This is a genomic window from Sulfitobacter sp. L-8, assembly GCF_056859255.1.
Genome location: NZ_JBSXOD010000056.1, coordinates 54,360 through 73,977, shown reverse-complemented (window position 1 = coordinate 73,977; position 19,618 = coordinate 54,360). Strand labels below are relative to the sequence as shown.

Below are 19,618 nucleotides of genomic sequence, written 5' to 3'. Positions count from 1 at the left end.
AACAGGGTTTTGTGGTGCGGTCGGAGAGACTCGAACTCTCACGGGTGTTACCCCACAGCGACCTCAACGCTGCGCGTCTACCATTCCGCCACGACCGCACGCCATGGATGGTGAAGGTCGTTTAGACAAACTCTGGCACCTTGTGAAGAGACAATCGATAGGATTTTTCATTCCCATCGAAACCACGACGGTTTTATACGGTCTAGAGCGTAGCAATATGGCGGCGGACCCTTGAGGGGATGCGCAATAGTGCCGTTGACCCACGATACGGTATCTCTGGCGTCACAGCGGTGCAGATCTGAGGGACCATTCCGGGATGCTTCAGCGAGCCGGCAACCTGCACCAGTATCTGGTCAGACAACGCAGCGTGGTGACATCCAGCCTTTTCTTTGCGACCCGCACTGGGTAGAGCTACGCTATGGTAGAATGGATCATATCGGACGGCCTGACCGACTTTCGGGAGGCCGAGGCCTGGATGGAAACCCGCGCGCTTCACATCGCCGCGGGAGAAGCCTCGGAATGCATCTGGCTCGTCGAACACCCCCCGATATATACTGCGGGGACCTCAGCCAAGCCGAAGGATCTCGCCGAGCCGACAAGGTTTCCCGTCTATGACACCCGCCGCGGTGGGCAGTATACCTATCATGGGCCGGGTCAGCGCGTTGTTTATGTCATGTTGGATGTGGGCAGGCGCGGCCGCGATGTGAGGCGATTTGTGCAACAGCTCGAGGCGTGGGTCATCGCGACGCTGGATACATTCAATGTCAAAGGTCAAATTCGCGACGGTCGCGTCGGTGTCTGGGTCGAGCGGCCCGATCGACCTTTGGGCCCGGACGGACATGTGGCAGAGGACAAGATCGCAGCGATCGGTATCCGGTTGCGAAAGTGGGTCAGTTTTCACGGTATCAGTATTAACGTCGACCCTGACCTAAATCACTTCAGTGGTATCGTTCCCTGTGGAATCAGCCAACACGGGGTGACATCTTTGGTGGATCTGGGTCTTCCCGTCACAATGGCATCTGTCGATGTGGCACTCAGAGCCCAATTTGAAGACGTGTTTGACCCTACTTAACAAGATTCTCTCAGCCGAGCGGGTCCAGGGTTCGGCTGACCGGTAAAAGGTTTTTACGGTCAATGCGCGCCAGAACCGCTCGGGCATGCACCGCTTCAGGGCTTTTTTGACGGAATCGACAATATTTATCTTGGTCTGATTCAGTTTGTGGTAAGATCATGCAACCAAAATGGGTTGTATGGTGCCGTAGGACCAAGGCTGTGTTGCACATTCGCCCCTGCTTGCAGGCCAATCGCGGTTTGCCTGATATTTTCGTGCCCTGCGTCAAACGGGGCCATTGCCCCTAAAGGCAAGCCGCACTAGAACGAACGTCAATTCAATGCGCGTTCCCTGTTGGAACGTGAGTTGGCTCACCAATTGCAGGAGGCACCGCATGGCAGACGCAGCCATTCACGGGCAAGACCATCACGACGAGCGTGGTTTTTTCACACGCTGGTTCATGTCCACAAACCACAAAGACATTGGTATCTTGTACCTGTTTGTCTCAGCCCTTGTTGGCTTTATCTCTGTTTCCTTCACTGTCTATATGCGCCTGGAGCTTATGCACCCTGGCGTACAGTACATGTGTATGGAAGGTGCGCGCTTGATTGCAGACAGCAGCGCCACATGTACGCCCAACGGGCATCTTTGGAACGTATTGATCACCGGGCACGGCATCTTGATGATGTTCTTCGTCGTCATTCCCGCGCTTTTCGGGGGATTCGGCAACTATTTCATGCCGTTGCAGATCGGCGCACCGGATATGGCCTTTCCCCGGATGAACAACCTTTCATTCTGGCTTTACGTCGGTGGTACAACCCTGGCGGTGATTTCCGTCCTGACACCAGGCGGCAACGGTCAGCTCGGGTCCGGTGTGGGTTGGGTTCTTTACCCGCCATTGTCTGTCCGCGAAGGCGGTATGTCGATGGATTTCGCAATCTTCGCCGTACACGTGTCGGGCGCGTCTTCCATTCTGGGCGCGATCAACATGATTACGACATTCCTGAACATGCGCGCGCCTGGCATGACGCTGTTTAAGGTGCCACTTTTCAGCTGGTCGATCTTCGTCACAAGCTGGTTGATCTTGCTGTCACTGCCCGTGCTCGCCGGTGCGATCACCATGCTGCTGATGGATCGCAACTTTGGTTTTGCATTCTTCGATCCCGCAGGTGGCGGCGATCCAGTGCTTTATCAACATATTCTGTGGTTCTTCGGGCACCCTGAAGTCTACATCATCATCCTTCCGGGTTTCGGCATCATCAGCCACGTTATCGCAACATTCAGCCGCAAGCCAATTTTCGGGTATCTTCCGATGGTATGGGCGATCATTGCGATTGGCGCACTCGGTTTTGTCGTCTGGGCGCACCACATGTATACGGTCGGTCTTTCGTTGAACCAGCAAGCCTACTTCATGTTGGCAACGATGGTAATTGCTGTTCCCACAGGGGTGAAGGTATTCAGCTGGATCGCGACCATGTGGGGCGGATCTGTTGAATTCAAGACGCCGATGCTTTGGGCGTTTGGCTTCCTGTTTCTGTTCACCGTTGGTGGTGTGACGGGCATCGTGCTGTCGCAGGCTGCCGTCGACCGGTATTACCATGATACCTACTATGTCGTGGCGCACTTCCACTATGTGATGAGCCTTGGTGCCGTATTCGCCATCTTTGCCGGCATTTACTTTTATCTGCCCAAAATGTCGGGGCGTATGTACCCTGAATGGGCAGGTAAGTTGCACTTCTGGGCAATGTTCATCGGCGCGAACCTGACCTTCTTCCCACAACACTTCCTGGGTCGTCAGGGTATGCCGCGCCGCTACATCGACTACCCCGAAGCGTTCGCATACTGGAACCTGTGGTCATCTATCGGTGCTTTCCTCAGCTTTGCCTCGTTCGTCTTCTTCCTCGGCGTCATGCTCTATACCTTGACAAAAGGTGCGCGGAGCACTGCGGCAAATCCTTGGAACGAATTCGCCGATACACTTGAATGGACGCTCCCTAGCCCGCCTCCGGAGCATACGTTCGAGATCCTGCCCAAGCAGGAAGACTGGGACAAGCAACACAGCCACTAATCATATGCTGTGAAAAAGATTCGGGGCTCCAACGGCGGTTGGGGCCCTTTTTTTGTCGCGCACAGCCTTATGCCAGGGCCAGTTTAAAACCCGAACAAGCGGACCTGCCGCCTTTGCGTGGCCATAGAAACGCAGGCCATGGCCCCGCCTGAAAATCGCTTGAATTAAATGCCCAAATTTGTCTTTTTCCTCTTGCAGCCCAGGGCCGCTGACGGTAAATCACGGCTCACCAGAGGATGCGGGCGTAGCTCAGGGGTAGAGCATAACCTTGCCAAGGTTAGGGTCGAGAGTTCGAATCTCTTCGCCCGCTCCAACTGGTTCTTTGCAACCCAGCAAAGTTAACAGGGCCGCCTTCGGGCGGCCTTTGTGTGTTTGAGCCGTGGTGGTCTTTTTGATTTTCCCTTGCCCTACGCCCACAAGCTTCGCAGATATTCTAGCAAGCCTGCCTCGCCAGCCAGTAAACATTGGGATCGCGAATCTTTTCTTGATCGGCTCGTGCGATTGGCGGTAGATGCAGATAGTGCAATCAATGCGATCACAACAGAGCGCAGAGACTGCTGATCGAACAATGAATGAATGAACCCGCAAATGGGTCAACATCAAGAGCAGTAAAAACATGTCTAAACTAATTATCGCGCTCACAAGCGCCATCTTATTCGCGGCCTCTACCGCCAACGCAATCGAGCTGGTAGGTGGGTCCGCGCGCGTCGATTTATCGGCGTTCACCGGTGACACAAGCTTTAGAAGGCTGGGGTTCGAGGGATCCCTTGAGCTTGAGGTTTCACCGCTTATAAACGCGCAAATCGACTTGGGGCACAATCGTGCTGCGTACACCGGCACTAACGCGACCAACTTCGGTGCTCACGCCATCTATAAATTCGATGCCTACAATTCCTTCGGTGCCTTTGTGACGCGGGAAAAGACCTTGGGCCAACACATGACCTTTTACGGTCTCGAGTTCGGCGTTGAAACAGGCTCGATCGAATATGAAGGGTACCTTGGTCGGGTCAATGCGACCCGCGATGACACGAATGCGTTTGGTGTGTCTGCACGCTATCTGATGATGAACGGTCTCGGCATCACCGGGAGCCATGCCGAGGTCAACCGTCTGGGAGTAACCCGCACCAGCGTCAAACTGGATCGCGAATTATCCACGGATATTAATCTGTTTGTCGAAGCAGGCATCGGAAAAACAAATACTTACGGCGTCAACGAAAGTTCACCTTTCGTCGGGATCGGCGGAAAGGTCAATTTTGGCCGGGAACGCGGGACAACCTTTGATCAACGCAGCATAAGTAAGCTGATACCCGGCTTTTAGACAGCGACGAAACAAGGTCGGCGGTGCGTCGCCGTCAGTAGGTTCCCCAGCAGCCTGAATGCCGGCCTATCGTTGCAAAGCCAGCCGATTATAGAAGCGATATCAGGGACCTGGCCGAAAGTGTCTCGCGTTCCATCCGGTCGATAGCGTTGATGTGCCACTCGAGCCCGGACTGCCCTTGCGAAGCAGCTTCGTGCAAGTTGTCTTTGGCGGTGCTGGCCTGCTGCGAACTGAGCAGCAAGGCCTGGGCAAGCTTGGCCCGGTTTTCGCGGATGGCGGCCAGCCGCATCTGATATACCTTCGTGTCGATGCTCCCGCTTGCCTTGAGATCCATCAGGGTTTTCATTTCGTCGTCCTGACGCGCCAGCATGGCGGGCAAGTTTTCATTGACCTGCCCCAGCTTGTCATTCGACTTGCGAATACTGCGCACCAGAGCGTTGGCAGAAACAAGTTCGACGCGCTGATTCACTTTGCGTTTTCCCGAAATATTACCGCTGATCGCACCAACCAGCCCCCCCGCAGCGGCTGCTTTTGCGCATCCCGCCGCGTTTGACCCTGCTACCACCACCAGTCCACAGCCCACCGCGGCCCCTACCGCGGCATGCTTGATGGTGGAGCTGCGGACAATATCCTGCATTAATTCATCAAGTGCGCGAGCCTGCTCGACCATTATCGTTTCGTCTTGAAAGCCATCTTGAAAAGACAACGGGCTAACCTTCTGTGCCGTCCAATCACCCGCCCCCACATTTGGGGCAGTACAGCCTGACACTGCAATCGCGATAACAAGGGGGAAGAGCATCAGAGAATTTGGCATGACAACGTCCAGAATGGTTTCTACAGTCGGTATATACAATCTAATCTATGTCGAGAATGTGCCGATATTGCGGCACCTTTGAAGCGGGCGTAAAATTTGATAGCCTATGGATCTCATGCCTGACTGTCGCCTTCCATCGGATTCAAGGTCTTTTCGTAAATCGAAAATTAACCATCGCCATATTCTCGCCGAGATTGTTTACTATCGATTAGTCTACTGCGGGTATTTTGATATCCACTGATACATTGCTGAGTATGTGAGGATTAAATAGTGAAGATATTAGCCGTAGATGATGATCCGTTTATCCGCGAACTTTTTCCCTCGATCTTTGCGAATACTGATCTGACAGATGTCCACACAGCACCATCTGGCCACGCAGCGCTTGATGCGATCAAGGCTCAGCGAAAACCTTTCGATTGTTTCCTTCTCGACGTTGACATGCCCGAAATGGACGGCATCGAACTGTGCAAGCGTATCCGCACCCTTCCCGGTTACGAGAGCAAGCCGATTTTAATGCTGACCGCCAAGACCGATTCAGTCTCGATTGAAAATGCGTTTGCCTCCGGGGCGAATGACTATATCGCCAAGCCATTCAACCTAAAAGATATTTCAAATCGCATCCGGGTCGCAGAGCGTCTACTTCTCAACGCCAAGACGATCAAAAGAATAGGCAAAGACGACATTCCGCAAAACGATGAGCGTGGTCGTCATGACTTTGATCACGCCGAAAAGCTGCACCTTGCCGATACAAACCGCCTGATACTATCCTTCTCGTTAGGCAATTACATTACCCAGCTTGATCGAAATGATCTGGAAAAGTGTCAGGTCTTTTGCGTCGCCGTTGACGAGTCTGAACCGTTGTTCAACAAAACCTCGTCCAAGGAATTTCTCGCGATATTATCGGATGTAGGCACAGCCCTGACCGAAGTGATCAAATGCCCGCACCTGCTGATGTGCTATGAAGGTGCCGGGTCATTTCTGTGCATCACACGCGACCCGGACCTGCCAGAATGGGATGCGATCGAGGAAGCGCTTCAAGAAAAGCTGGACCATCGTGCGCCGATTGGCGGCGATGATGCACCTTTGTCCATCACGCTATCGGTCGGAACTCCGATACCGCCAAACGCAAACCGCACGCAACGCGTGAAAAAGACATTTGAAAGGGCGTTGAGCCGCGCTCGGATGCGTTATGCGACAAAATGCGCCGCAGCGTGATAAGTTAGTTTATCGGGAATTGAACCAGGCATTTGGCTGCATTGGTCTGATAATCCGTTAGCGTCTGCGTTAGGTCACGCCGATTACGCATTATCGCCAACGCGCTTTTTTTTTCGGCGCGTGTGCCTGTAACATGCTTTTCAAGGATCAAAACAGTGATGCCCAACATGACTTTTGTTTCGTCAGGCCCGATCAAATCTGCTTGCGACAACAACACTGCCGTATAGGCAAGGGTGTTTGCGCAGCGCAGTGCGGCTGCTTCTTCCCCTTTGTAAATGCGGGCTGATGCGGCCGGGGCAACAAAAATCAATCCTGCCAGCAGAACGACGCGAACGTTCAAAACACTTTAAACGTCATCGTGGTCAACGACCGTTCGATACCGTCTATGTCCAGCAAATGATCATTTATATAAACGCCTACATCCTCGCCCTTAGGGATGTACAACTTCATCAACAAGTCGAAATCACCTGACGTAGAATAAAGCTCCGAATGGATCTCACGAAGCGCAATTTCTTCTGCAACACGATAGGTGGTCCCGGGACGGCAACGGATTTGGATAAAGACGCAGGTCGACATGAAGACGCTTTCGGCTGGTTATGCTGCGCTCAAGCTGACATATGGGGGTATGCGCTGCAATGACTCAATCGCTCTTCGGCGCACTTCGATCGGTCACTTGGTCTTGGCGTGGCGATCTACCCTGCTATAAGGCCGTAAAGACGGAGAACTCACATGCGCCAGTCCACCATCAAACGCTCAACTGCTGAAACTGACATCACCGTCGAAATCGACCTCGATGGTACCGGATCATATGCAAACAACACCGGCGTGGGTTTTTTTGACCATATGCTCGATCAATTGGCGCGGCATTCTCTGATCGATATGAAGATCACCGCGAAAGGTGATTTGCATATCGATGCCCACCACACAGTCGAGGATGTAGGCATCGCGTTGGGTCAGGCACTGACCTCTGCGCTTGGCGACAAACGCGGCATCCGACGTTATGGTTCTTGCCTGCTGCCGATGGACGACGCATTGCTTCGGACCGCGCTTGACCTGTCAGCCCGCCCCTTTCTGATCTGGAACGTAGCTATCCCGACGGCGAAGATCGGTGATTTCGACACTGAACTGGTACGTGAATTTTTTCAGGCCCTCAGCACCCATGGTGGGATCACCCTGCATGTCGATATGCTACACGGTATCAATAGCCACCACATAACAGAAGCCGCTTTCAAATCTGTCGCACATGCGTTGCGCCAGGCCACCGAGATTGACCCACGCAAATCCGGTGACATCCCGTCAACCAAGGGTGCATTGTAAACCATGTTGACGGCGATAATAGACTACGAATCCGGCAACTTGCATTCGGCTCACAAGGCATTTGAACGCATGGCGCGCGAAACCGACGCCGGGCAGGTAGTCGTCACTGCGGACGCCGATGTCGTCGCGCGCGCAGATCGTCTGGTCTTGCCGGGCGATGGCGCCTTTCCCGCTTGCATGGCTTCGCTCAAGGGTCAGAGCGGTGTTTACGCAGCTATTGTCGAAGCCGTCGAGGTAAAGGCCCGGCCCTTTTTGGGCATCTGCGTCGGTATGCAGCTGATGGCGACATGGGGTCGTGAGTATGAAGATACGGCAGGGCTGGGGTGGATTACCGGCGAAGTGACCAGAATTTCCCCCGAAGACCCCGGTTTGAAGGTCCCTCACATGGGGTGGAATGATTTGATCATTGATCATCCTCACCCGGTTTTCGAAGGTGTAGAAACGGGTACCCACACCTATTTTGTCCATAGCTATCAGATGAATGTGTCCAACTCGGAGCAACGGCTTGCTCATGTCGACTATGCTGGCGATGTAACGGCAGTGGTCGGGCGGGACACGATGCTGGGCATGCAGTTTCACCCCGAAAAAAGCCAGACGACGGGTTTACGCATGATCGCCAACTTCCTCAGCTGGCGGCCTTAGTCAGAGGTTTTCGCTTTCCGTCAACGCAAGCGCGTCCAGACCATCTCGTCGCACTGCCCGTCGGCGCATTTTTGCAACTTCATCGCGTTTCCGTTCACCAGCATTGTCGCGATCTGCTTTTTCGACGCAGATGGTTCCAGGAACGTGCCCACATAGCTTCCGTCAGCCTGGGGCTTCATATCCCAGAAAACGCGTTTGCCAACGGCCGTTGATCTTTTCTCGTAACCGTAGCGGTCTTTGGCACGTTCAACCGTACCACACAGTGCCGTCCCACATGGCTTGGCGCGAACATGTATGACCAATCCGTTCTGGTCCGGCTTGGATCGCCAGACCCGTTCCACAACATCGGAAAAAACCGGGGCAGATACCCCCGTGACGACAGCGGCAAGCAATATTGATTTAAACAATAGCATTGTATCACTCCCCCAAGCGACACGTGCCTTACAGTTTTTCGATAGCGCACCAAAAAACCAAGGCGCAGCCTATCATACGCCTGCGCCCCGATTCGTTCAATTACCCTATCGCTTTGCTTTCGCCCGACGCGGCTACTGTACGCGCTGCCAGGATTGTTTGGAACATATCAACCCGCCCGCAACGCAGCCCGACAGCTTGAGATTATTCCCCGAAACCGACATTTTCCCGTTATAGATCTTGTTGTTGGAAGGCCGCCATACCTTGCCTGCGTAATCGCCGTTTCCATCGGGCACCATATCAATCACCAACTTTTTGCCCAGGTTTTCCGACATGTATTCGCCTTCATCCTTGAACGTTCTCTGGATTGTCCCGCAGATCGCCGCCCCACAAGGGACCATCTCGACATAGGCATAAGCGCCCTCGTCGGGCTGGGTCTTCCAAACGCCGATGGCGGGATCCGTCGCCAGTGCAGCTCCTGCCCATGTGATGCCGACCACGGTCGCCAGTATTGTTTTTTTCATGATTTAACCTCCCTACATTGTCACACATTGGGGCGAGATTGACGATTCAGGCAAGGTTAACGTAACGGCTACTCGCGATCCGTTGCAAATTCTCTCCCCTCGTGCGATCTGGCCCACAACTCCCACAGCGCAAGGGCGAATTTCATGATCCTATACCCCGCAATCGACCTCAAAGATGGTCAGGCAGTTCGTCTTGTTCATGGTGAAATGGACCAGTCTACCGTTTTCAACGATGACCCGGCAGCTCAGGCCCGCGCCTTTGTCGACGCCGGCTGCTCATGGTTACACCTGGTTGATCTGAACGGGGCCTTCGCAGGCACGCCGGTGAATGCCGCCCCCGTCGAGGCGATATTGAAAACCTGCAATGTTCCCGCACAATTGGGCGGTGGTATCCGCGACATGGCGACAATCGAGGCGTGGCTGGACAAAGGGCTGGCTCGCGTGATTCTGGGAACAGTCGCGGTTGAAGACCCGGGATTGGTACGTGAAGCCGCGCGTGCTTTTCCAAATCAGGTTGCCGTGGGGATTGATGCGCGCAACGGTCGCGTTGCCACCAAAGGATGGGCCGAGGAAACCGATGTGCGTGTCACCGACCTGGCGCGTTCCTTCGAAGATGCCGGCGTCGCCGCGATAATCTACACCGACATCCTGCGCGATGGCGCGATGGGCGGGCCCAATATCGACGCAACGGCGGCGCTCGCCCGCGCAGTCGACATACCGATCATCGCCTCCGGGGGCGTAAGCTCGTTGGCCGATCTGCAAGCCCTCAAAGCCACCAATGTGATCTCGGGTGCCATTTCGGGTCGTGCTTTGTATGACGGTGCCATTGATCTGGCCGAGGCCCTGAAAGCACTGGCCTGATCTTCCAAATGGTCTTAAATCCTCGGGAGGTCTGGAGGGCGGACCGCCCTCCAGCGGCTTGCCATCAGCCATGCCTCCCGCTATGGAAACACCATGCTAAAAACCCGTATCATTCCCTGCCTGGATGTCGCCGACGGTCGTGTGGTCAAAGGCGTCAATTTTGTGGGCCTGCGCGATGCGGGCGACCCGGTTGATGCCGCCATCGCCTATGACGCCGCCGGGGCCGATGAACTGTGTTTTCTTGACATCCATGCCACTCATGAAAACCGCGGAACCATGTTCGACCTCGTCACGCGTACCGCCGAACATTGCTACATTCCACTGACGGTAGGGGGCGGCGTGCGCAGCTTGGCGGATGTGCGTGCCTTGCTGTTGGCCGGTGCAGACAAGGTCAGCTTCAACTCTGCGGCAGTTGCCAACCCCGACGTGATCGCTGAGGCGGCGGATCAGTTCGGCAGCCAGTGCATCGTCTGTGCCATCGACGCCAAAACCACCGCCCCCGGCAAATGGGAGATTTTTACCCACGGCGGGCGCAAACCGACAGGTATCGATGCTGTGGAGTTCGCCCGGCTGGTGACCGCGAAAGGAGCCGGAGAGATTCTCTTGACCTCGATGGATCGCGACGGGACCAGACAGGGGTTCAACCTACCCCTCACCCGTGCGATTTCAGACGCGGTAAGCGTGCCTGTCATCGCCTCGGGCGGCGTCGGCACCCTTGATCACCTTGTTGACGGTGTCATCGAAGGAGGCGCATCAGCGGTTCTCGCTGCATCGATTTTCCACTTTGGTGAATTCACCGTAGCCCAGGCGAAACAGCACATGGCTGCCGCAGGCATCACGATGAGGCTCACATGACGCTCAACGACCTTTTTGAAACGATCAAGGCCCGCAAGACGGCTGATCCGACGGACAGTTGGACCGCGCAATTGCTGGCAAAGGGTCCTGAAAAATGCGCCGAGAAATTTGGCGAAGAAGCCGTCGAAGCGATCATTGAAGCGGTGAAAGGCGACCAGGCCGCGCTGACATCCGAGGCCGCGGATGTTCTGTACCACCTCTTGGTGATGCTCGCGTCGCGCGATGTCGAGTTGACAGATGTCCTTGATGAACTCGCCGCGCGTCAGTCCAGAAGCGGTATCGCGGAAAAAGCCTCGCGCTAGGCGACAGGGCAAGGCTACTCTACCCAAGGTTGGCATCGCATCACTTCGGGGGCACTGGCTACGCCACCCACAGCACCGGATGTTAAAGCTTGCTGGAAATGATCCCGGTCGCGAAACCTCCCATGCGCAGTTCGCCAAAGAGACGTTGATATTCGATTTTCGGGCATCTGTTCTGGATCACGGTAACGCCACGCGCCTCGGCCAGTTGAGCGGCTTCGGCGTGTTGCACGCCAAGCTGCATCCAGATTGTCCCAAGCCTCGGAAAGGCATCCAGTGCCTCGGTCACGATCCCAGGAACAGCGTCGGATCGGCGAAAAATATCAACCATATCGACCTCGCCTTCGACATCCGACAGGCTACCGACAATTGTCTCGCCGAACAGCGTGTCTCCAGCGTGCCCTGGGTTCACAGGCACGACCTGATATCCCTTTAACTTTAGGTACCGCGCAACATAATAGCTTGGCCGCACCGGATTCATTGAAACGCCGACCACCGCAATACGTTTTGTTTGCGTGAGAATCTTTTTCAACGTTTCGTCGGAATATGTCATGGCTTTACTTTGCACATCCACGGGCATAAAAAAAGCGCCCTTATGGCGATAACCATAGGGCGCATAGGTACGGAACGAGGGACAGTATAGTGACCGACAAGCGTTCCGGGCTTGCCGTCCTGATAACAAGGTATGAATTCGATACGTGATTCAAAGACCTTTTGACAAATCCGTGAACAGTTCGCTGAAAAACAAGCCAAAACCTGCCGATGCGGCACGCAGACTAGTCAAAAACATCCTCCACTGCATCGGCGACCTCATAGGCCAGCTTTTGAAGCCATGATTTCTTCTTCTTAACGCGTTTCTGTTTCACCTTCTTTTGCTTAATCTGTGGAAACTGCCGCAAAACAGGCCGTGTCGCTTTCGTCGGTGGCTTTACAGGAATGGATTTCAGATCGTGCAAGGGGGCACCACAGTTTGCGCAGGCAAGCTCATGCCTGCCCTCGCCCAACGTCAATGCCGCCTTACTTCCGCAAAAGCAGCATGTCGCGATTCGGGTTGGGTAATTCAACCGGTCTCTCCTTAGCCGCGAACCATACCGTTAATCGAACAGCAGCCTTAAGTGTGCGCCCGAGAAGCATATAAGGCGATCGCCGCCGCGTTCGAGACATTGAGCGAGCCAAACCCACCCCCTGCGTCAATCCGTACCAGCGCATCGACGGTTTCTTTAGTCTTTTCACGCAGCCCAGGTCCTTCGGCCCCCAGAACCAACGCGACGGGCCGGTCGCGCTTGCCCTCCAGCGCCGTTTCCACGGTCATATCGGCTTCGCCGTCCAGCCCCAGCACCAGATAGCCCATATTTTGCAGTTCTTTGATTGTGTCTGCCAAGTTGCGCACCCGTAGATACGGCTGTCTCTCCAGCGCACCACTGGCCGATTTGGCGAGCGCGCCCGTTTCAGGTGCCGCATGATGACGCATCCCGATCACAGCCGACGCCCCGAGCACTTCGGCAGAACGCAGGATCGCTCCGACGTTATGAGGGTCCGTCACACGGTCCAGCAGCAACACACGGGGGGCGACCGCACCGATGCACACTTCCTTCACACTTCCCCAGCTTAGCGGCTTCACCTCAAGCACCGCCCCCTGATGAACCGATCCGGAATCAAGCGGCGGACGGAATTTTCGCGGGTCCACGACCTCGGGCGTGACCCCTGCCTTGGCGATTGCCTCTTCCAACTTGGCCTGCGCATTGGGCGTGACCATTAATTTTAATTTTTCCCGCTCAGGATTCTCCAGTGCATCGCGCACCGCATGCAGACCGAAAAGCCACACCGTCTGGCTCGCTTCGACCTTTTTTTCCTGCTCTTTTTGCACAACCCACTTAGGTTTTTTCATCACGGAACCTTCTATCCTGTCTCGCACGGAAAATTTCCCTGCACTTCGCCCCGGTTTTCGCCTTGACGCCTATACGGACCGCTTGTAATCACGCCTCCACGTCCTGTGCAATGCGCAGGGTGAAAGTGGGCGACAGGCCGCAAGGTGTGGCAGGGGACTGTAACTCCCTCGCGGAGACGCACGCCTGGTTCGATTCCAGGGTCGCCCACCATTTTCCCTCCTCAAATATACGGCTTATCGCGCTAGGGGTTTACCCCGTTGCGCCTGTCGGGCCAATTCGTGTCTTTTGTGAATCTTGTTTTGCATCTACAGTTCCACTGATGACGCAACTAGGTTTCCGGATTTGCCCCAAGCCCCCGCCCAAGCACAAGATTTCAATATCGCGATTGTTGGTCAGCGCGGTCGGTTGTCCTATGAAGCATTGTTGTTCGCTGCGTCCCTGCGCCACACCAGTCCGGATTTCCATGGGCGTCTGTTGATCATGGAACCGCAGCCCGGCGACCTTTGGTCAGAAGACCCCACGATCAAGGATCCCGAAATCCGTGGCGCGCTCAACAACTTGGGGGCGGAAATCATCCCCTTCCAAAGCAACCACTTTGGCACCGCCTATCCTTACGGCAACAAGATCGAAATGCTGACGGCCCTGCCCAAAGACGAACCGTTTGTGTTTTTCGACACCGACACGTTGATCACCGGCGATATCACATCGGTTCCGTTTGATTTTGACCGGCCCTCTGCATCGCTGCGACGGACCAACACCTGGCCAGTGCCGCAGTTGTATGGGCCACAATATACCGGTCTATGGAAATCGCTTTACGACAAATTCGGGCTGGATTTCGAAAGCAGTCTGGATCGGGGTCAACCTGATGAATACTGGCAACGCTATCTGTACTTTAACGCGGGTTTTTTCTTTTACCGGTGTCCGCATGAATTCGGGGACCAGTTTTTGAAATTTGCCTTGGAAATCCGTGATGCCCCCCCTGACGAGCTTTGCGCGCAATCCTTCGATCCATGGCTGGATCAGATCGCCCTGCCCCTGGTGATCCATTCCCTGGGCGGAGGCCGCAGTACGCTGCCGACAGGTTTGATAGATGGGCAGGTCAGTTGCCACTACCGGCTTTTGCCGCTCCTCTACGCCCGTGAACACCAACTCGCGATCGATACGCTTGAGACCGTCACGGCACCGAACAAGCTTAAGAAAGTGTTGAAAGGCTATGAGCCGATCAAGCGGATGGTGTATCAGGGACGGGGACGAAAAGCCCGGGCCTTGTTTGACCAAAACAAGTTGCCCCGCAAGGAACAGGCCATCCGCAATCGACTGAAATCTAACGGGTACTGGATGCGCTAGGCGGTCGCCGCGACAGGATGTGCGCCCGCCTTGCACCAAGCGACAATCACTTGTAACGGAATCTTCGTTCCCCTAACCATATCGCAAGCAACATACGGGAGAGCACACATGACAAACGACCCCACATATGGTTTCGACACATTGCAGATTCACGCAGGTGCAAAGCCTGATCCAGCGACAGGTGCGCGCCAGACGCCGATTTACCAGACCACTGCCTATGTGTTCCGCGATGCCGATCATGCAGCCGCGCTGTTCAACCTGCAGGAAGTGGGCTTTATCTATTCGCGCCTGACCAACCCGACCGTTGCTGTGTTGCAAGAACGTATCGCCACCCTGGAAGGGGGCGTTGGTGCTGTTTGCTGTTCGTCAGGGCATGCCGCGCAGATCATGGCGCTCTTTCCCCTGATGGGACCGGGCAAGAACATCATCGCCTCGACGCGGTTGTATGGCGGGACGGTCACGCAATTCAGCCAGACGATCAAACGTTTCGGCTGGTCGTGCAAGTTTGTCGACTTCGACGACGTTGACGCTGTGAAAGCGGCTGTTGACGATGACACGCGCGCCATATTCGGCGAAGCGATTGCCAACCCGGGCGGTTATATCATGGATGTGCGCGCCATTGCCGACGTGGCGGATGATGCGGGTATCCCTTTGATTATTGATAACACCACGGCCACGCCATATCTATGCCGGCCCATCGAACTTGGCGCGACGCTCGTGGTACATTCGACAACCAAATACCTGACCGGCAACGGCACGGTAATGGGAGGTTGCGTCGTCGATTCAGGTAAATTCGACTGGTCGGCAAATGATAAGTTTCCATCATTCAGCCAACCCGAACCAGCGTATCACGGCCTCAAATTCCACGAGACCTTTGGTCCGCTTGCCTTTACCTTTCATAGCATCGCCATCGGTTTGCGGGATTTGGGCATGACAATGAACCCTCAGGCTGCTCACTATACCTTGATGGGTACGGAAACTTTGTCGCTGAGAATGGACCGTCATGTCGAAAATGCGATGAAGATTGCCACTTGGCTCGAAAATGATGACCGCGTTGATTACGTGACCTATGCGGGCCTTAAATCATCACCCTATTTCGAGAGAGCGAAATCGGTTTGCCCGAAAGGGGCCGGCGGCCTGTTCACCTTTGCTGTCAAGGGCGGGTACGATGCTTGCGTCAAGCTGGTGAACGCGTTGGAAATATTCAGCCATGTCGCCAACCTGGGTGACACCCGTTCGCTGATCATCCACTCTGCATCCACCACGCACCGACAGCTGAGCGCTGAACAACAAGAGGCCGCAGGCGCCAGTGCCAATGTCGTGCGCGTGTCGATCGGCACGGAAGATGCCAATGACCTGATCGCTGACCTGGACCAGGCATTGACCAAAGCCACCAGCTAAGCCATTGAATTTGCATATTACCCCGGCAGAGAATTGAAGTCTGCCGGGAACAGCGCCACCTTACGGTCCGCTTGATCATTCACCTTGTTCGATGGCAAAATGCACGGTGACTTGCACCCGCACATCAACTTCGCCTGTCTCGATTGGCGTATCCATGCTTTTCATCTGTGAAACGCGCATTTCCATTGGCCTATAGCCCTGACTGCTTTCGGACATGCTGATCACATCTCCAAGCTTTACACCCGCCGCAGAGGCCAGTTGCGTCGCCTTAGCTATGGCATCGTCAACGGCGTTCTTTCGCGCCTCGAGCAATGATTGGGAGTTATCTCGGATACCGAATTGCAGACCATTGAAATCATTCGCGCCCTCGGCGACCACCGCATCCAGCAAAAGCCCCAGCTTGGTCAGGTCGCGCACAGTCACTCGAACGGTATTACCCGCCTCATAGCCTACGACCTGTACCGATGTGCTGCCATCACGGGACCGTTCGTCATAGACCGGACGCAGATACAGACCACTGGTCTGCCGGTCCAGACCCGCGACCTGCAAGGTATCGAGCTTGGCCAGAATACCCCGCACTTTTCCCGATGTATTGGCCATTGCCTCAGACGCGGTTGGCGCACGCTCGCTGACGCCCAGGCTGAGCGTCGCCATATCAGGCGCTTGCGATACGACGCTTTCGCCGTTCACAGTAATCCCGGGGATGGTTTCCTGAGCCTGAACCACAGTAGCAAGCACGCCCCATATGATGACGGCCATCTTCAGTATTTGCATTTCCTCAACCTTCGACTGCTAAAAATCCGTGACATCTTGTTGTGGAGAGCCGGGCCAATGGCTGCAAGTCCTGTCGCCGCTGCACCCTTTCCATAGGCAAACTACTGCTCTATTCTTGATCCTAAGTGAGGCATCTCTATTTTGGGTCGCAGTCGCGTGTTAAAAGCTGAGAAACCATCGTCTGCCACTAAAGACCTTTTCTGAACCTCGAAATAAAGCGTTGTCATGAAGCCAAACTTTGCCCTGTCTCTCTCTTTTGAAGGTATCCGTCTTGCACGCCGCGCGATGGGGGGCTGGCGAGTTGTCGGGGATGTTGCATTGGACAGCGACGACCTCGCCGGTGAACTGGCTATCTTACGCAAGACCGCTGCGGCCCTGGAACCCGCGGGTGTACGCACCAAGCTTCTGATTCCGAACGATCAGATTAAATACATGACCATCGCGACACCCGGGCTGTCGGATGCGGCGCGACTACGCCAGGCCGAACACGCATTGGAAGGGGCCACGCCTTACGATGTCAAAGATCTGGTGTTTGACATCAGTGTGAACGGCGCGCAGACGCACATCGCAGCCGTGGCGCGAGAGACACTGGCAGAGGCAGAGGCGTTCGCAACTGAATATCGGTTCCATCCCGTCAGTTTCGCCGCCCAACCCAGTGGCGAAGAGTTTCTGGGCGAACCCTTTTTCGGCAAGACCAATTCGGCAAGTTCGCTTCTTGAGGATGGCGACGATGTTGAACGCGACACCGAAACGGTGACAATCATTGGCAATGCCGGTGAGCCTGAATCTGCTGATCCCGCAACGCCGCATGACACGCCCACTGCGCCCAAGCCCCCCGATGCCGCCGATGACGAAGCGAGCGTTGAGGGACCAAGCCCCGACTTGAAAAATGAAATTCCGCGGAAAGAGGCGGAATCACAGGCTGTAGATAGCGAACAGAATGGCACTGGTGCGCCTGGAAAAACCATGCGTGACCAAGGCGAAAAACCGGTCAACGCGCCACCAAGAACGGCCGAAAACCCGGTCAAGCGGGTTTCGCCCGAAGCCAGCACCCCCGGCATTCCACCACACCCCGGGCAAACCGTCGCTGGTTCGCAAAGTCCTGCCACGCGATCCCCCTCACCCCAGCCCCAGCCATCAGTGGGCGTGCCTGACCGCGCGACCCCGAAAGTCACCAATATCAAGCCCAAGGACGCCGGCAGCGATACGGCGGCTTTTGCCAGCCGACGCAGCCCCCCTGACCTTGGCGGCGCCAGCCGCAACAACATCGGTCCTGCTTCTAAAAAACCTGTGCTCCCCCACCCTGTCCCTGATAGCAGTTCGCTTTTGGCGACTGCGCCGGTACCGCAGGACAAGCCCGTTAAACGCGGTTTCCTGAGCCGCCGAAAGGCGCAAAGCCCCGCCGTTCCATCTAGCCAAATTGCGCGTTCGGCACAGGCAGGTGCATCCGCCGGTTCCGGGGGGCAATCCATTGCGTCCGAAGCAGACCGGATGACAGTGTTCGGCGCACGCAAACCCCACGAAGTCAAAGGCAAACCGCGGTTCCTCGGGTTGCTCTTGACTATGGTACTGTTGCTTTTTCTGGCCGGGGTCGCCGCATGGGCGTCAGTCTTCCTGGATGACGGTATTGCGCTGTCTCGGTTGTTTGGTAGCCGCGAAAGCACTGTCCAAGCCACAGCTGACCCGCTGCCCACGGATGAAACAACGACAGACGTCGTTCCACCGTCTGAACCGGTCTTGGCGTCGCTTGACCCGACATTGACCGATACGGACGGCGCAGTGTTGGATGCCTTGCGGGTTCCCGAGCTGACTGCTCCAAAAGAAATGACGCCGCGGGATATAGATGCCAAATATGCCACGTCGGGCATCTGGGTGATGGCACCCGAAATGCCGACCCCCTCTGCCATGATAGGTCTGGATGATTTATATCTAACCAGCATTGATCCCGTAAGCACAGCGAACGACGCAATTGCCTTGCCTGACGCCGCATCTTTCGCGAGCGACCAGATGGATCTAAAGCCCGCGTCCCCCGCTGCGGTGGGCACGGCTTTTGCTTTGGACTCAAACGGGTTGGTTATTCCTACCAGCAAAGGCGCGATCAACCCCGACGGTGTCATGGTATTCGCGGGACGGCCTGTAGTCGTACCGCCTCAGATCGAACGGGCCCAGCCTGAACAGCCTTCCGAGACTGCTGTTGATAAAAAAATTGCTGGATCTCGCCCCAAAGTGCGCCCCGCAGATCTAGTTGAACAAAACGAACGTTCGGTATTGGACGGGCTCACGCGGACCGAACTGGCCGCGCTTCGCCCCGAAGAACGCCCCGCGTCGGCACAACAGATCGCAGCGGAGGCCGCGCAGCCAGCGGTAGCGGAAACAGCAGAGCCATCAACACCTGACAATCCTGCGGCGTCGTTTGAAAATGCCACGGCCTTTGCAGTACGCTCTTCGATCCGACCCGATACACGCCCCGATGATTTTGCCCGTCGGATCAAGCCGGCGGAAGCCGCGGCCCCTGCACCTACCCGGGTGGCCAGCGCCGCATCAGCAATTGCGCCCAAGGTTGTGCAGCCGTCGCTTCCGTCCAAGGCGTCGGTGGCTAAACAGGCGACGGTGAAAAATGCGATCAAGCTGCGCGAGATAAATTTGATCGGGGTATACGGCAAACCGTCGAGCCGTCGCGCCCTTATCAGGCTAAGCAACGGCCGGTACCAGAAAGTCGCCGTGGGGGACACACTGGATGGGGGCCGGGTGCTCGCGATTGGCGACAATGAATTGCGCTACAAGCGGCGAGGCCGTGACGTCGTGCTCAGGATGCCACGCAGCTAATCCGTG

General features: G+C 55.6%; 20 protein-coding genes and 3 tRNA genes. 14 read left to right on the top strand and 9 right to left on the bottom strand.

Going from position 1 to position 19,618, the window contains the following annotated elements; genetic code table 11:
- Positions 1-12 precede the first annotated feature (12 nt).
- A tRNA-Leu gene (locus AC13DE_RS17140) sits at positions 13-98 on the bottom strand.
- Positions 99-418: 320 nt separating this feature from the next.
- Here AC13DE_RS17140 and lipB point away from each other — a divergent pair.
- The 4 genes from lipB to AC13DE_RS17120 all read left to right on the top strand — a co-directional run bounded on the left by lipB (position 419) and on the right by AC13DE_RS17120 (position 4,437).
- Positions 419-1,072, top strand: coding sequence for a lipoyl(octanoyl) transferase LipB (gene lipB, locus AC13DE_RS17135; RefSeq protein WP_446297587.1), 654 nt, complete (start codon positions 419-421; stop codon positions 1,070-1,072).
- 373 nt (positions 1,073-1,445) lie between these two features.
- Complete coding sequence (locus AC13DE_RS17130; protein ID WP_446297586.1) at positions 1,446-3,119, top strand: cytochrome c oxidase subunit I; 1,674 nt, start codon at positions 1,446-1,448, stop codon at positions 3,117-3,119.
- A 238-nt stretch (positions 3,120-3,357) separates the two neighbouring features.
- Positions 3,358-3,432 (top strand) — tRNA-Gly (locus AC13DE_RS17125).
- 303 nt (positions 3,433-3,735) lie between these two features.
- Positions 3,736-4,437: a hypothetical protein gene (locus AC13DE_RS17120; RefSeq protein WP_483048515.1), complete on the top strand. Its 702-nt coding sequence runs from the start codon at positions 3,736-3,738 to the stop codon at positions 4,435-4,437.
- A gap of 88 nt (positions 4,438-4,525) precedes the next feature.
- Here the strand turns inward: AC13DE_RS17120 and AC13DE_RS17115 are convergent, their stop codons facing one another.
- Positions 4,526-5,251: a hypothetical protein gene (locus AC13DE_RS17115; RefSeq protein ID WP_483048514.1), complete on the bottom strand. Its 726-nt coding sequence runs from the start codon at positions 5,249-5,251 to the stop codon at positions 4,526-4,528.
- Between the two features lie 270 nt (positions 5,252-5,521).
- On the opposite strand from AC13DE_RS17115, the gene AC13DE_RS17110 reads away from it, so the two are divergent.
- On the top strand, positions 5,522-6,466 hold the full coding sequence (locus tag AC13DE_RS17110) for a response regulator (RefSeq protein WP_483048513.1): 945 nt from the start codon (positions 5,522-5,524) through the stop codon (positions 6,464-6,466).
- 336 nt (positions 6,467-6,802) lie between these two features.
- On the opposite strand, the gene AC13DE_RS17105 is transcribed toward AC13DE_RS17110, so the two are convergent.
- The gene (locus AC13DE_RS17105) at positions 6,803-7,042 is read right to left on the bottom strand and encodes an Lrp/AsnC ligand binding domain-containing protein (protein WP_176249542.1); all 240 of its coding nucleotides are present in this window, start codon (positions 7,040-7,042) and stop codon (positions 6,803-6,805) included.
- Positions 7,043-7,195: 153 nt separating this feature from the next.
- On the opposite strand from AC13DE_RS17105, the gene hisB reads away from it, so the two are divergent.
- A complete protein-coding gene (hisB, locus tag AC13DE_RS17100; RefSeq protein WP_446306481.1) occupies positions 7,196-7,783 on the top strand; it encodes an imidazoleglycerol-phosphate dehydratase HisB in 588 nt (195 codons plus the stop codon).
- A 3-nt stretch (positions 7,784-7,786) separates the two neighbouring features.
- Entirely contained in the window at positions 7,787-8,425 is a 639-nt protein-coding gene (hisH, locus tag AC13DE_RS17095) for an imidazole glycerol phosphate synthase subunit HisH (protein WP_483048512.1), read from the top strand.
- 20 nt (positions 8,426-8,445) lie between these two features.
- Here hisH and AC13DE_RS17090 read toward each other — a convergent pair whose 3' ends face one another.
- Positions 8,446-8,838 (bottom strand): DUF2147 domain-containing protein, encoded by a 393-nt coding sequence (locus AC13DE_RS17090; RefSeq protein ID WP_483048511.1) that lies wholly within the window; start codon positions 8,836-8,838, stop codon positions 8,446-8,448.
- A gap of 132 nt (positions 8,839-8,970) precedes the next feature.
- Complete coding sequence (locus tag AC13DE_RS17085) at positions 8,971-9,360, bottom strand: DUF2147 domain-containing protein (protein WP_483048510.1); 390 nt, start codon at positions 9,358-9,360, stop codon at positions 8,971-8,973.
- 144 nt (positions 9,361-9,504) lie between these two features.
- Here AC13DE_RS17085 and hisA point away from each other — a divergent pair, with 144 nt between their 5' ends.
- The 3 genes from hisA to AC13DE_RS17070 all read left to right on the top strand — a co-directional run bounded on the left by hisA (position 9,505) and on the right by AC13DE_RS17070 (position 11,378).
- The gene (gene hisA / locus AC13DE_RS17080; protein WP_446306477.1) at positions 9,505-10,221 is read left to right on the top strand and encodes a 1-(5-phosphoribosyl)-5-[(5-phosphoribosylamino)methylideneamino]imidazole-4-carboxamide isomerase; all 717 of its coding nucleotides are present in this window, start codon (positions 9,505-9,507) and stop codon (positions 10,219-10,221) included.
- 93 nt (positions 10,222-10,314) lie between these two features.
- A complete protein-coding gene (gene hisF / locus AC13DE_RS17075) occupies positions 10,315-11,076 on the top strand; it encodes an imidazole glycerol phosphate synthase subunit HisF (RefSeq protein WP_483048509.1) in 762 nt (253 codons plus the stop codon).
- Positions 11,073-11,378 carry a phosphoribosyl-ATP diphosphatase gene (locus tag AC13DE_RS17070; protein WP_446312268.1) on the top strand — a complete coding sequence of 102 codons (306 nt, stop codon included), beginning with the start codon at positions 11,073-11,075 and terminating at the stop codon, positions 11,376-11,378. The genes hisF and AC13DE_RS17070 overlap by 4 nt, the downstream gene beginning before the upstream one ends.
- Before the next feature lie 82 nt (positions 11,379-11,460).
- On the opposite strand, the gene AC13DE_RS17065 is transcribed toward AC13DE_RS17070, so the two are convergent.
- The 3 genes from AC13DE_RS17065 to rlmB all read right to left on the bottom strand — a co-directional run bounded on the left by AC13DE_RS17065 (position 11,461) and on the right by rlmB (position 13,263).
- Positions 11,461-11,928 (bottom strand): CoA-binding protein, encoded by a 468-nt coding sequence (locus AC13DE_RS17065; RefSeq protein ID WP_483048508.1) that lies wholly within the window; start codon positions 11,926-11,928, stop codon positions 11,461-11,463.
- 223 nt (positions 11,929-12,151) lie between these two features.
- Positions 12,152-12,331 (bottom strand): hypothetical protein, encoded by a 180-nt coding sequence (locus AC13DE_RS17060; protein ID WP_483048507.1) that lies wholly within the window; start codon positions 12,329-12,331, stop codon positions 12,152-12,154.
- A 155-nt stretch (positions 12,332-12,486) separates the two neighbouring features.
- Positions 12,487-13,263 carry a 23S rRNA (guanosine(2251)-2'-O)-methyltransferase RlmB gene (gene rlmB / locus AC13DE_RS17055; RefSeq protein WP_483048506.1) on the bottom strand — a complete coding sequence of 259 codons (777 nt, stop codon included), beginning with the start codon at positions 13,261-13,263 and terminating at the stop codon, positions 12,487-12,489.
- A gap of 127 nt (positions 13,264-13,390) precedes the next feature.
- On the opposite strand from rlmB, the gene AC13DE_RS17050 reads away from it, so the two are divergent.
- From AC13DE_RS17050 to AC13DE_RS17040, 3 genes are all read left to right on the top strand, one after another.
- A tRNA-Tyr gene (locus AC13DE_RS17050) sits at positions 13,391-13,474 on the top strand.
- Positions 13,475-13,606: 132 nt separating this feature from the next.
- A complete protein-coding gene (locus AC13DE_RS17045; RefSeq protein WP_446312231.1) occupies positions 13,607-14,611 on the top strand; it encodes a hypothetical protein in 1,005 nt (334 codons plus the stop codon).
- A 108-nt stretch (positions 14,612-14,719) separates the two neighbouring features.
- The gene (locus AC13DE_RS17040) at positions 14,720-16,012 is read left to right on the top strand and encodes an O-acetylhomoserine aminocarboxypropyltransferase/cysteine synthase family protein (protein ID WP_446312232.1); all 1,293 of its coding nucleotides are present in this window, start codon (positions 14,720-14,722) and stop codon (positions 16,010-16,012) included.
- 75 nt (positions 16,013-16,087) lie between these two features.
- Here the strand turns inward: AC13DE_RS17040 and AC13DE_RS17035 are convergent, their stop codons facing one another.
- The gene (locus AC13DE_RS17035) at positions 16,088-16,786 is read right to left on the bottom strand and encodes an SIMPL domain-containing protein (protein ID WP_483048505.1); all 699 of its coding nucleotides are present in this window, start codon (positions 16,784-16,786) and stop codon (positions 16,088-16,090) included.
- Between the two features lie 225 nt (positions 16,787-17,011).
- Between AC13DE_RS17035 and AC13DE_RS17030 the strand changes: the two genes are divergently transcribed.
- Entirely contained in the window at positions 17,012-19,612 is a 2,601-nt protein-coding gene (locus AC13DE_RS17030; RefSeq protein WP_483048504.1) for a hypothetical protein, read from the top strand.
- Positions 19,613-19,618 lie beyond the last annotated feature (6 nt).